The organism is Microlunatus sp. GCM10028923, assembly GCF_042666975.1.
Taxonomy (GTDB): Bacteria; Actinomycetota; Actinomycetes; order Propionibacteriales; family Propionibacteriaceae; genus Microlunatus.
Map to the genome: position 1 here is coordinate 265,310 of NZ_JBHTFF010000003.1, position 12,939 is coordinate 278,248.

The following is a 12,939-nucleotide window of genomic DNA, read 5'->3' on the forward strand; positions in this document are numbered from 1 at the left end:
TCAGGGAGGACGAGTGCTGATGACCGCGGTGACCGAGCCGACCAGGCAACGACGACGGCGTGGCTTCCCGTGGTTCGTCTACCTGGGACTGCTGCCGACCTTCGCTGTGCTGGGGCTGCTGCAGTACTACCCGGCGATCAGCGGCGTGGTGCATTCGTTCTTCGACTGGCGCCCGGGGTTCAGCTCGCCGTTCGTGGGGCTGGAGAACTACCGGACCATGATCAGCGACGACATCTGGTGGCGGTCCTTCCGCAACCTCGGGGTGATCTTCGTCGCCTCGGTCACCGTGATGTGGGTCTTCCCTCTGCTGGCGGCCGAGCTGGTGATCAGCCTGCGCAGCGAGCGGCTGCAGTTCCTGTTCCGCACCCTGCTGATCGCTCCGCTCGCGTTCCCCGGAGTGGTCACGGCGCTGGTCTGGTCCTTCATCTACGACCCGAACAACGGCGTGCTGAATCGTGCGCTGCAGGCGATCGGGCTCGAGTCGCTGGTCCAGAACTGGGTCGGCGATCCGCGCACCGCCCTCGGATCGCTGCTCATGATGGGCTTCCCGTGGATCGCCAGCCTGCCGTTCCTGATCTTCCTGACGACGCTGCAGAACATCCCGAAGGAGGTCTTCGAGGCGGCAGCGCTGGACGGTGCGTCGCGGCTGCGGCGGATCGTCGCGATCGATCTTCCGCTGCTCGCGTCGCAGATCCGGCTGCTGTTCTTCCTGGCCACCATCTCCGTTCTGCAGTACGGATTCGCCGCCTATCTGGTGACCGGCGGCGGTCCGGACAACGCGACCCAGGTGCCGGTGCTGCGGATGATCGGCGTGGCGTTCCAGGGCAACGACTGGGGCTACGCGACGACGCTGTCCACGGCCCTGTTCCTGATCACGCTGATCCTCAGCGGTGTCGTGATGGCCGTGCGGCGAAAGGACTCCGGCAATGTCCGCTCCCTCTAGTCTCGCGCCGGACCGGCCGGTCGCGCGCGAACCCGAACCGATCATGAAGCCGGCGACACCCCGGCCGCGGCGCCGGTGGAGTCCGGCCCAGGCTGCGGTGATCACCGCGCTGTCCGTGCTGGTGCTGATCGGGCTGTTCCCGTTCCTGTTCATGCTGATGACGTCGTTCAAGACCGACGAGCAGTTCACCACCAGCTACTGGGTGCCGACCTGGCCGTTGGAGCTCGGCAACTACGCGGCGGCCTGGGAGCAGATCGACGGCTACTTCGTCACCTCGCTCACGGTCGCCGGGCTCTCGATCGTCGGCACCATCGCGCTGGCCTCGGTCAGCGGCTTCCTGTTCGCCCGCTACTCCTTCTACGGCAGGAAGTTCCTGTTCGGCATGGTGGCCGCGCTGATGATGGTGCCGAGCATCAGTAGCCTGATCCCGCTGTTCGTCCTGATGCGCAACCTGCGGCTGCTGGACACGCTGCCGGTGCTGGTGCTGCCGCAGATCGCCGGCAGCGTCGTGCTGGCGACGATCTTGATGAAGACCTTCGTCGAGCAGATTCCGCAGGAACTGTTCGACGCGGCCCAGGTCGACGGGGCCGGTGGCGTGCGGCTGTTCTTCTCGATCATGCTGCCGCTGTCGCTCCCGGTGATCGGCACCGTCTCGTTGATCACCGTGATCGGCGTCTGGGGCGAGTTCTTCTGGCCGTTGCTGGTGATCACCGACGACTCGCTGCGCACCATCCCGGTCGGGCTCTCGTTCTTCCAGGGCCAGAACGCCACCCGGTGGGGCCCGCTGTTCGCCGGCTACACGCTGGCCAGCCTGCCGCTGTTGTTGATCTTCACCTTCCTGTCCAAGTGGTTCCTCGCCGGCATCCAGGGCGGGATCCCCGGCGCCAACAAGTGATCACCATCCAACGCTTCAAGGAGGAAGTCTCATGATTCCCGCATCCCCGCCGCTCGGTCGGCGAACGCTGCTGGCCGGAGCACTCGGCGGCACCGTGTTGATCGGAGCCGGCTGCGGCGCCGGCGGTGCGGCCGGCGGCGCCGTGGAGATCACGCTGTCCGGGCCGAACCAGTGGAACTCCGACGGCGCCAGCTTCGGCACGCCGTGGGAGGAACTGATCGCGCGCTTCCAGGCCGACGAGCCGGACATCGCCGTGAAGACCGTCGTCCTTCCGCTGAAGGACTTCGCGCAGACGCTGGCCACCCAGCTCTCGGCCGGGACCGCGCCCGAGCTGGTGTTCAACCAGGCCTCGCACGAGCCGCACATGGTCCATCCGCTGACCGAGGCGTTGGGCCAGCCGAACCCGTACGTCTCCGGCAACAAGGCCTGGCTGGACCTGTTCGATCCGAAGTACTTCGCGGCCGAGCTGCCCAACGTGGTGAGCCCGATCAGCGGCGAGTTCGAGTTCGTACCGTTCAACCTGGTCTCGGTCGGCGTCTACTACAACACCGAGGCGTTCGAGAAGGCCGGCGTGAGCGCGCCGATCAAGACCTTCGCCGAGCTGCTGGAGGCCTGCGAGAAGCTGACCGCGGCGGGCTACACGCCGTTCGCGATGGACAACTCCAACATCGGCGTCGGCTGGTCGATCAAGACCATCGCCAACATGATGCTGGACAAGTACTTCGACAAGATCAACGTCTACGACACCTTCGGCAAGCCGGGCAAGGCGAAATACCTGGCCGCCAAGAGCTTCGCCCGCGCCGTGCTGACCGGCGAGCTCAGCGCGCAGGGCACGCCGGAGGTGGCCGAGTCGATCATGCTGCTCAAGCAGTTCTTCGACGCCGGGGCGACCAAGAACTGGACCGGGGTGGCCGCCTCCTCGGGGTCGGTGGTGAACCTGCGGGACTTCCAGTCCGGCAAGGCCGCGATGGCCTGGGGCGTCCCGTTCGGGTACGGCGCCCTGGGCGAGATCAAGGACAAGGTGGCCAGCATGCCGTTCCCCACGATCACCGCGGAGAGCTCCAAGCTTTCCACCGGCGCCGCTGCGCGGTTCGGGGTCAGCACCGGCGGCACCTCGTACATGATCCCGTCCACCCTCGACGACGCCCACCGCGCGGCGGCGATCAAGTTCCTGCAGTGGATGAGTGTCGGGGAGAAGATCCAGCCCTGGCTGGACGCCACGGGAGGGATCCCGGCGCTGAAGGACGCGACCGTTCCGGACGGGATCTCCGGCATGATCGAGGGCGAGTGGAGCGAGCCGATGCGGATCGGCGGGCTGCCCGGCGGACCGGCCGGAGTCTCCGAGTTGAGCATGTACGACGGCTTCCTGCTCGGCACCAAGTCCCTGGACCAGGAGCTTGATCAACTGCAGGACCTCTGGGTCAAGGGGTTCCAGGAGAAGATCAAGAAGAACGGCTGGGACAACGAGGACTGGGCGAAGTCATGACCGGGCCCTCCTCGCGGCGACGGCCGCTCGCCCTGGTCCTGGCCGGCGGTCTGATCGCGGCCGGCCTGGCCGCACCGCCGGCGGTCGCCGAGCCGGTCGGCCAGGACTACCACGTGAGCAACCGGACCGGCTGCTCCGACGAGGGGCCCGGCACCTCGCCGGACCGGCCCTGGTGCGGCTTCGCGCCGGCCGCCGGGTTCGACTTCGAGCCCGGCGACCGGCTGCTGCTGGAACGGGGCGCCAGCTTCGATCACGGCCTGACCTTCGACGACTCGGGCACCGCCGAGGCCCCGATCACCATCGGCGCGTACGGTTCCGGGCCGCGGCCCAAGATCACCAACAGCGCGACCAAGATCGGCATGGTGCTGAAGAACGCTTCGCACGTCCGGGTCCGTGATCTCGACATCGGCTCGACGACGAACGGCAAGAGCACGATGACGTACGGGATCCAGGCGAATTACGACAGCCTCGGCCACCGCGACGTGATCTTCGAGGACCTGTTCCTGCACGACCACCGCTGGCTCGGCCTGCTGGTGGCCAACAGTGCGCCGCACACCAGCACCGACACCGTGTTGCAGGACCTGGTGATCCGACGGGTCGAGGGCACCCGGAACTCGCACACGCTGGCCACCACGAGCTATGTCCCGCCGACCGACCTGCCGAATCCGGGCGTGCCGGGCCGGGTGGGCGAGAACGTGTTCCGGAACGTGGTGATGGACCAGCTCTACCTGCACGACGATCACAACAACAACCCGGTCCCGACGCCGGGCATGGTCGACTCCGGCTGCCCCGACGGTCTCGCGCTGCAGCGGGCGACCGACGTGACGATCATGAACTCGATCTTCGACAACGAGGCCAGCTGCCGGACCACGACCGGGACCGCCGCCCTCTATCTCGGCTCGGTGCGCCGGGTGCTGATCGCGAACAACCTGTTCGTCAACACGCCGAACACCGAAAACCCGGACATGGTCGCCATCGATCACGAGGCCAGGACCAGCGAGGTGGAGATCCGCGGCAACTACTTCGGGAACAACTACGGCGGCGGCATCGAGTATCTGGCGATCCACGGCGCGAACGACTTCCACGCCGACGGCTCGGTCGTCGACAACGTCTTCACCGGGAACGGCGGCGGCTCGCTGATCCCGTACCCGGCGGGCGGGTCGGTCGGCCAACTCGGCGACGACATCCCGATCGCCGCCAAGATCACGGGCAACCTGCACTCCGAGCCGCACGCCTTCGTCGAGGCCAAGCTCGGCGGCGACACCAGCCGGTTCACGATCAAGAACAACGTCGAGATCGGCGACCCCGGAGATCTCTACCACGCGGGCGCCGGGTTCGCCGACGACGAGGTCTGGGGCCAGCGGCAGCTGACCGCGGGCGGCTGGCGCGAGCTTCCCTGGGACGAGGCCGGCCAGAGCTTCCGGGCCGGCAGCTCGATGATCAAGAGGTTCACCCTGACCAGCGGCGATGCCACCGCGGTGGCCCGGACCTGGACCGCACCGAAGTCCGGGGTGATCAACGTGCGTGGTCTCGGCCTCGCGGTCGAGGGCACGGCTCGGCTGGCGATCACCCTGAACGGCAAGCCGATCGCCGAGGGTACGGTCGATGCCGATCACCGCTGGACCTCGACGGTCGACGAGCTCCGGGTGGCCGCCGGCGACGTGATCGGGTTCCAGTCCCGCGGCGGTACGGTGAGCTGGGCGCCCGGGATCGGCTACTCGGCCGCGGCCCAGGCGGACGATCCGCCCGGCAGCTGGACGTTCTCGATGAACGGCGACCGCCAGGGCTGGAGCAGTGACGACCCGACCAGCGTGCTCCGGGGCAAGCTCGAGCTGACCGGAGCGGGATCGACCACGCAGCTCCGATCGCCGTCCCGGTTGGGGATCGACGCGGGCGACCGGCGGGCGCTGCGGATCTCGGCCCTGAACCGGACCGGTGCCAACTCCGGCATGATCGACTTCGTCACCGCCGACGGCCGCCGGGGCCGCCAGGAGTTCGACCTCAACGCGAAGCAGCCGAAGGGGCTCACCGACGCCTACACCGACTACCTGGTCCCGATCACCGACCCGCAGTGGCGCGGCACGATCGACAAGATCACGATCACGCTGCAGGACGCCGTGGGCTCGGTGTCGGTGGACCGGATCGCGTTCGACCGGGCGCCGCAACACGCCTGGGAGTTCGCGGACGCCGGCGGCTGGACGATCGCCCCCGATGTGAGCTGCCCGTCGCCGGGCACCGCCGCGCAGCAGCAGACCCCGGTGGTCGACAACGGCGAGGGCACCTTCACCCAGCACGCCGACGTCGCCTGGGCGAACGGCCGGATGCAGACCTTCACCGTGCCGGACGGGAACCTGTCCCGGTTCGACCTGTGGACCTACCGGAGCGGGGCACCGACCGGATGCCTGTTCCTGCAGGTCGTCCGGGTCGACGAGCGGAACCAGATCGCCGACCGGCTGTTCACCGGCGCGGTGCCCGCGTCCAAGATCAGCGAGGCCGGCGGCTTCGTGTCGATCTTCCCGAACCTGCACGGTCTCGACCCGAAGGCGCGGTACGGGGTGTTGATCACGTCGCCGTACCAGCTGCCGGGCACGGCGAAGTACGGCATCGGCTACAACGATCAAGGTCTGTACGCGGAGGGCGGCGAGTTCTACACCGTCGACGCGGCCGGGATCATGCGCGGGCCGGAGGCCGGCGGGAAACGCAGCCTGCGGTTCCGGACGTTCTCCAGCACCGAGGTCGTCGAGGAGCCGGACGAGTTCGCGCCGGTGGCGGTGACCGACGGGACCGTGCGGGCCAAGACCGGCTACGAGCCGGTGCTGCTGTCGCCGACGGGCCTCAAGATCGCCGCCGCCGATAGTCGCTACGTACGGATCCGGATGAACAACCCGGAGAACCGGCACGCCGCGCACCTGCTGTTCAGCACCGCCGACGATCCGGCCTTCGACCAGCCCGACGTCGGGGTCCCGCCCGGCAACGAGGACGGCGGCCGCGGCGTCGCCTTCGCCCTCATCCCGGGCCCGGACTACCACGAGTACGTGATCGACCTGAGCCACGTGCCCGGCTGGAAGGGCGAGATCGACCAGCTGATGGTGCAGCCGCTGAACCGGTGGAACTACCGGTTCTCGGCGCTGACACAGCACTGGACCGGGGGGATCGACTACATCCGGGTCGACTGATCCGTAGCGAACGAAGGAGCGATCAATGAAGATCATCAAGCGGTTCCTGCTCGTCGTCGTGCTGGTGATCGGGACCGCGCTGGTCCCGGCACCGGCACGCGCCGCGGGCACCACCTTCTATGTGGACAACGCGAACCCGGGCTGCAGCGACAGTGGCCCGGGCACCTCGACCGGCCAGCCGTGGTGCACGCTGGCCCGGGTCACCAGCGGCCGTCCGTACGGTGCCGGCGACTCGATCCTGCTGGCCCGCGGCCGGACCTGGGCCGAGTCGCTCGACCTGACCGGGTCCGGCACCGCGGCTGCGCCGATCACCGTCGCCGGCTACGGCAGCGGCGACCGGCCCAAGATCACCAACGGCGGCCGGGCCGGCTACGGCATCCGGGTCACCAACAGTTCGTACTGGGCCTTCCGTGACCTGGAGCTCGACGGTGCCGGGGCGAACAAGTTGGATGCCGGCCTCCAGGCCGTGTACGGAACCATCGGTCACCAGGGTCTGACGCTGAGCAACCTGTACGTCCACCACACCCGGCTCGGCATCGCGATCACCGGGCAGGCCGCGCCGGCGGTCGGCGAGTGGGGCGTCAAGGGCGTGGTGATCAACAACGTCGAGGGAACCCACAACGAGACCTCGATCGCTCTCGGCAACGCCACCACCACCGAGCGGCTGATCCAGAACGTCACGATCACCGCCGCCCACCTGCACCACGACGACGGGGCACCTGCCCCGGAGGGCGGCGGCTGCCCGAACTCGCTCACCCTGCAGAGCGCGACGGAGGTGCTGGTCACCAACTCGCTGATCGACGGGGCCGGCGGCTGCCCGATGGCGACGGGGACCACGGGCGTCTACCTGGGCCATGTGGCCAAGGTGACGCTGCTGAACAACCTGATCGTCAACACAAAGGCGACCGGCTCGCCCGATCAGACCGGGATCGACTACGAGGCCGGCACCACCGACGTCGCCGTGCGCGGCAACTACCTCGGCGGCAATGCGGGCTGGGGCGTCGAGGTCCTCACCATCCATCCGTCGCCGGGCGGTGATCATCGTGGGGTGGCGATCGACGCCAATTCCTTCGCCAACAACGTCCCCGGGATCGCCCGGCTCGGCTCCGAGGCGACGGCCACCGGCACGATCGACCGCAACCTGTGGACTTCGAGCGGCCTCACCTTTCACGACGGGGCCACCTTCGACGGCATGATCATCGGCGGTCAGGCACCGAACCCGGGCCCGGTCACCAGCGACCGGATCTGGTACGCGGCGCGCGACTTCTCCACCGGACAAGGGACCTACGGCTGGCGCTTCGAACACTCGACGAACGCCGGCGCTTCCTGGAGCCCGCTGACCTACATCCCGGCCAGCGGCGACTGGCGGCCCGCGGCCGGCGGACTGCCGCAGGCCGGCAAGTGGACCTGGCATCCCGGCGGCGGTTCGGCGTACGTCGCCAAGGCGTGGACCGCGCCGGCGGCCGGCACGATCGCGATCACCGGCCAGGCCGCCAAGGGTGCCGTCGGCGGCGACGGCATCCGGGTCCGGGTGCTGCGGACCTCGGCGGCGGGTACGACCACCGTGCTCGGCCCGACCGCGATCGGCGGCGCCGACCGGATCGGCCGGCCGACCTCGATCGATGCGCTGACCGTCGCCCAGGGCGACGTGATCAGGTTCGTCGTCGATGCGGGAGCGGCCGGCGAGAACTCGAACGACACCACGAACTGGACCCCGGCGATTGGATACCTGTGACCCGAACCTCCTTGTCCTGCGATGCCCGCGGCACGAAGCTGATCATCCGTGATGATCATCTTCGGCACTGGGGCGGCAGCGACCCGACCGGCCGGACGGTCGGTGCCAACAACCAGCACCTGACCCTGGACGGCGAGCCGTGGCCGATCGTGGCGGGGGAGTTCCACCCGCAGCGCTATCCGCGCGCCGAATGGGCCGAGGCCGTCCGGGCGCTGCGGGCCGGCGGCTGCACCATGGTGTCGTCGTACTGGTTCTGGAATCTGGTCGAGCCGGAGCCCGGCCGGTTCGACTTCACCGGCCCCAACGACATCGCGGCCTTCGCCCGGATCTGCGCCGAGCACGGGATGTGGTTCACCCCGCGGATCGGCCCGTTCAACAACGCCGAGTTCCTGCTCGGCGGCCTGCCGCCCTGGCTGTACGGGATGCCGGTCACCGAACGGTCCAACGATCCGGCCTACCTGGACCTGGTCGCCCGCTACTACGCCGCGATCGGTGATCAACTGCGCGGCTGGTTCTGGGGCGACGGCGGCCCGATCGCGATCGTCCAGCTGGAGAACGAACTCAGCCACGCGCCCAACCACTGGCGCACCCTGTTCGGCTACACGGCGACCGATCACCGCGGTCCCGAAGGGGACGAGTTCACCCGGCACATGGCCGAGCTGCGCCGGCTGGCGATCGAGGGCGGCATCGCGGCGCCGATCTTCTCGATGACCGGTTGGGGTACCGCTGGCGAGGTGCCCGGCGACGACTTCCTGCCCAGCTACGGCGGCTACTTCGACCTGCATCCCCGGCTCGGCCCGAACAGCCCGCTCACGACGTTCGGCGGCGGGCCGGCGTATCCGTACCGGGGAAGGCTGCCGATCGCGTTCAGCGAGCTCGGCACCGGATCGCCCGGCCGGGCCGCGTACCGGCCGATGTCGCCGCCGGAGATGATGATCACCACGGCGCTGACCCGGCTCGGCGGCGCGGAGTCGATCTTCCTCGGCTACTACCTGGCCCACGGCGGGACGAATCCGGTTCGGGGCGACGGCTTCGGCTGGATGACCAAGGAGCCGGCGTTCGGCCTGCGTTCGTACGACTTCTGGGCACCGGTGAGCGAGTTCGGGGAGCGGCGGGACTCCTTCTACCGGGCGAATCCGCTGAACCTGTTCGTCCGCGAGTTCGGCGGCGAGCTGGCCCGGACGGCGTCGGTCCCGGTCCAGGACCCCGTGACGGATCCCGACGATGATCGACTCCGGGCCGTCGTCCGTGCCGATGATCACGGCGGGTTCGTCTTCCTCAGCAACTACGGCAACAACACCGCGCTGTCGGACCGGGACGAGGTGACCGTCCGGGTCACCCTGGCCGCCGACGAGGTCGTGCTGCCGCGCCAGGCCCGGCTCGCCGTCCCGTCGGCCGGGTGGGCGATCCTGCCGGTGAACCTTGAGCTCGGGCACGGGGTCACGCTGAGGTCCGCGACCGCCCAGCCGCTGGCCAGGCTGGGCACGGCGGAACGGCCGTGCCTGGTCTCGTTCGCGCCGACGGCGGAGCCGGTCGAGTACGTCCTCGAGGCCGGCGGTGAGCGGCTGGCGCTGACCTCGTCCGGCGGCACCGCCTCGATCCCGATCGCTGACCGTACGGTGGAGTTGATCACGCTCGACCGGGCCGCCGCCGAACGCGCCCAGGTGATCACCGGCCGGGCCGGCAAGCGGCTGGTGATCAGCGAGGACGAACTGACCGAGACACCGGAAGGACTCCGGCTGTCCCGCTTCGTCCCGCTCGGGAGCACCGATCCGAAGCCGGCTACGCTGCGGCTGCTGCCCGGCGAGGAGCTCCAGGAGGCGTCGCTGCCGGCACCCCGGCTGGAGCCGGATGATCTTGAGATCGAGCGGCTGTCGGAGTCCCGCTGGGTGCTCCGGGTCGCGGCCGGAACGATCACCGAGCCGGACGACCTGTGGATCGACCTGGACTACGTCGGCGACCTCTGCCGCGCCTTCGACACGGGCACCGGCCGGCTGATCGCGGACAACTTCAACCAGGGCGTGCCGTGGCGGGTCAAGCTCGGCCGGTTCGCCTCCGCACTGACCACCGGCGTCCAGTTCCGGGTCGAGCCCGTCGTCGAGGAGGAGGCCGAGCGCCTGATGCCGGCGATGCTGCTGGACAGCCGGGACAAGATCATCGGGCCGGCCGCGATCCGCTCGGTCCGCCCGTTCGCCAAGACGTCGGCCTTGCTCGACGCAGACCAGGGAGAGAGTAGAAGATGATCATGCCTCGCCGTACCTTCGTCGCCGCTGCCGGCGCCGCCGCCGTGGCCGGAACCCTGCTACCGGCCACCGCACACGCCGCGTCGCCCGAGGACTTCGCCGCAGCGCGGGCGATCCTGCGCGACATCCTGACCGGCGGCACCCCCGACCTGACCAACGCGTTGATCAAGGCCTCGCTGGTCGACGTGGACGAGCGCGCAGACGAACTGCTCGCCCTGCTGGACCGTCGGCCGGACCGGGACCGGGTCTTCACCGACCTGCCGTTCGACCCGCCGAACATGCGCTACACGTACGAAAGGCTGCGTGATCTTGCCCTCGCGTACGCCACCCCCGGTGCCGCACGCCATGATGATCATGAGCTGGCCGAGGTCGTCCTCGCCGGCCTCCGGCTCACCCACGACCAGATCTATCACGCCGGCGGCGAGCGACCGGGCAACTGGTGGTTCTGGGTGATCGGCGGGCCCAGGGCGCTGCTGCACGCCGCCAGCCTGGTGCACGAGGTGCTGCCGGCGGCGGACCTCGCGGACTACAGCGCCGCCGTGAAGTTCTTCGTCCCCGATCCGGGCACCCTCGATCCGGTCGAGTGGGTCGGCTCCAACGGTTCCGACGTGATCGAGATCTCCATCCTGGACGGGATCCTGACCGATGACGAGGGACGGATCACCCGGGGCGTCGTCGCGCTCGCGCCGCTGCTGCCGCTGGTCACCAAGAGCGACGGTTTCTACGCCGACGGTTCCTACATCGGGCACAGCGTGTACGCGTACACGGGGTCCTACGGCATGGTCCAGCTCGGCGGCCTGGCCCGGCTGTTCGCGATGCTGGCCGCGACGCCGTGGAAGATCACCGACCCGAACCGGGAGGACTTCTTCGGCGTCGTCGAACGGTCCTATGCGCCGCTGATCCACGACGGCAAGATGATGGACTGCGTCCGCGGCCGGGCGATCTCGGTGCAGCTGGAGTCCGACCGGATCTCCGGCTACATCACGATGGAGCACATCCTCCGGCTGGCCCAGGCCGTCGATCCCGAGCGGGCGCTGCGCTGGCGTGGGCTGGTCAAGGGCTGGCTGGCCCGGGACACCGCGCGACCGTTCCCGCCGGAGTCGACCCGCTGGGGAGCCGGGCCGGCACGGCTGGCGCTGTTCGCCCAAGTCCTCGACGATCCGGCGATCCCGGCGACGGCGGAGCGGACCGAGCATCGCCAGTTCCCGATCATGAACCGGGCGGTGCACCGGCGGCCGGCCTGGACGTACGCGATCTCGATGTCCAGCCGCCGGATCGGCTACTACGAGTCACTCAACGACCAGAACAAGCACGGCTGGCACACCGGGTCGGGGATGACCTATCTCTACGACGCCGACGACGCGCAGTTCACCGACGGCTTCTGGCCGACGGTCGACCCGTACCGGCTGCCGGGGACCACGGCGGACACCACGCCGCTGCCGATCGGTGCGGGTGGGGCGTCGCGGCCGGACACCAGCTGGGTCGGCGGCGTCGCCTCGCCCTCCGGAACCCTCGGCCTGGTTGGGATGGCGGTCCGCGGGATCGTCGCTCCGGGCGCGACCCAGGTCCAGGGCCGCAAGGCCTGGTTCTGTCTCGACGACCGGGTGATCGCGCTCGGCGCCGGGATCACCGGCGGCGGTACGGAGGGGACCGGCGGCCGGTTCCCGGTCGTGACGACCGTCGAGAACCGCAACCTGCACGAGGGCGGCAGCGCCGAACTCGTCGTCGACGGGGCCGCCCAGCCGAACGGCGCCGGCTGGTCCGGTGACTTCGCCGGCGTCGGCTGGGCGCAGCTGAAGGGCGTCGGCGGCTACGTCTTCCCGACGGACGTGACGCTGCGCGCGGCTCGTGAGGACCGGACCGCCTCGTGGCGCGACATCGACAGCGGCAGCGCGGCCGGCACCACCGATCCGCTGACCCGGCGCTACCTGACGCTCTGGTTCGATCATGGAATCGAGCCGCGGGACGCGTCCTACGCGTATGTGTTGCTGCCCGGGGCGTCGGCCCAACGGACGGCCCAGGTTGCGGCCGCGCCGCAGTTCGAGATCCTCGCCAACACCCCGTCCGCGCAGGCGATCCGGCTGCTCGACCGCGATCTGATCATGGCCGCCTTCTTCGCACCGGGATCCGTGGCCGGCGTCGCCGTGGACGCGGCCGCGGCGATCATGGTCGAGTCCGACGGCCGCACCCTGACCCTCGCGGTCTCCGATCCGACCCGAGCGGCCGGCCCGATCCGGATCACGATCGACCGGGCCACGACGAAGGTGCTCACCCGGGACCAGGGACTCGAGGTGACCGCCGGCTCGACGACCGTCGTGACGGCCGACCTCGCCGGCGCTGTCGGCGGGACTCGGACCACCCGGCTGATGCTGGCGTGAGCTTGTCGCGGAAGTCCCCCGCTGTGCGGTCTGCGACGTCGGACGCGATGTTCTGGCCGAACGCGGGGGACTTCTGCGACAGA

General features: G+C 69.6%; 7 protein-coding genes. All 7 read left to right on the plus strand.

The features are described from left to right. The first annotated feature begins 19 nt into the window (after window positions 1-19). Genes ACFQU4_RS08405 through ACFQU4_RS08435 form a run of 7 tightly spaced genes read left to right on the plus strand, consistent with a single transcriptional unit; the run spans window position 20 to window position 12,856 of the window. Window positions 20-943: a carbohydrate ABC transporter permease gene (locus ACFQU4_RS08405; RefSeq protein ID WP_377490524.1), complete on the plus strand. Its 924-nt coding sequence runs from the start codon at window positions 20-22 to the stop codon at window positions 941-943. Continuing rightward, window positions 927-1,838 carry a carbohydrate ABC transporter permease gene (locus ACFQU4_RS08410; RefSeq protein WP_377489511.1) on the plus strand — a complete coding sequence of 304 codons (912 nt, stop codon included), beginning with the start codon at window positions 927-929 and terminating at the stop codon, window positions 1,836-1,838. The genes ACFQU4_RS08405 and ACFQU4_RS08410 overlap by 17 nt, the downstream gene beginning before the upstream one ends. Before the next feature lie 31 nt (window positions 1,839-1,869). Beyond that, complete coding sequence (locus tag ACFQU4_RS08415; RefSeq protein WP_377489514.1) at window positions 1,870-3,324, plus strand: ABC transporter substrate-binding protein; 1,455 nt, start codon at window positions 1,870-1,872, stop codon at window positions 3,322-3,324. Continuing rightward, entirely contained in the window at window positions 3,321-6,500 is a 3,180-nt protein-coding gene (locus tag ACFQU4_RS08420) for a right-handed parallel beta-helix repeat-containing protein (protein ID WP_377489517.1), read from the plus strand. Before ACFQU4_RS08415 ends, ACFQU4_RS08420 begins: the two co-directional genes overlap by 4 nt. Window positions 6,501-6,525: 25 nt before the next feature. Next, a complete protein-coding gene (locus tag ACFQU4_RS08425) occupies window positions 6,526-8,235 on the plus strand; it encodes a right-handed parallel beta-helix repeat-containing protein (RefSeq protein ID WP_377489520.1) in 1,710 nt (569 codons plus the stop codon). After that, complete coding sequence (locus ACFQU4_RS08430) at window positions 8,232-10,478, plus strand: beta-galactosidase (RefSeq protein ID WP_377489523.1); 2,247 nt, start codon at window positions 8,232-8,234, stop codon at window positions 10,476-10,478. The genes ACFQU4_RS08425 and ACFQU4_RS08430 overlap by 4 nt, the downstream gene beginning before the upstream one ends. Then, window positions 10,475-12,856, plus strand: a complete 2,382-nt coding sequence (locus tag ACFQU4_RS08435) for a polysaccharide lyase 8 family protein (protein WP_377489526.1) — start codon at window positions 10,475-10,477, stop codon at window positions 12,854-12,856. The genes ACFQU4_RS08430 and ACFQU4_RS08435 overlap by 4 nt, the downstream gene beginning before the upstream one ends. Window positions 12,857-12,939: the final 83 nt, after the last annotated feature.

Excerpts from the sequence above, each read along its gene's own strand:
- ACFQU4_RS08405 (WP_377490524.1), top strand. The coding sequence starts at position 20 with ATGACCGCGGTGACCGAGCCGACCAGGCAACGACGACGGCGTGGCTTC.
- ACFQU4_RS08410 (WP_377489511.1), top strand. The coding sequence starts at position 927 with ATGTCCGCTCCCTCTAGTCTCGCGCCGGACCGGCCGGTCGCGCGCGAA.
- ACFQU4_RS08415 (WP_377489514.1), top strand. The coding sequence starts at position 1,870 with ATGATTCCCGCATCCCCGCCGCTCGGTCGGCGAACGCTGCTGGCCGGA.
- ACFQU4_RS08420 (WP_377489517.1), top strand. The coding sequence starts at position 3,321 with ATGACCGGGCCCTCCTCGCGGCGACGGCCGCTCGCCCTGGTCCTGGCC.
- ACFQU4_RS08425 (WP_377489520.1), top strand. The coding sequence starts at position 6,526 with ATGAAGATCATCAAGCGGTTCCTGCTCGTCGTCGTGCTGGTGATCGGG.
- ACFQU4_RS08435 (WP_377489526.1), top strand. The coding sequence starts at position 10,475 with ATGATCATGCCTCGCCGTACCTTCGTCGCCGCTGCCGGCGCCGCCGCC.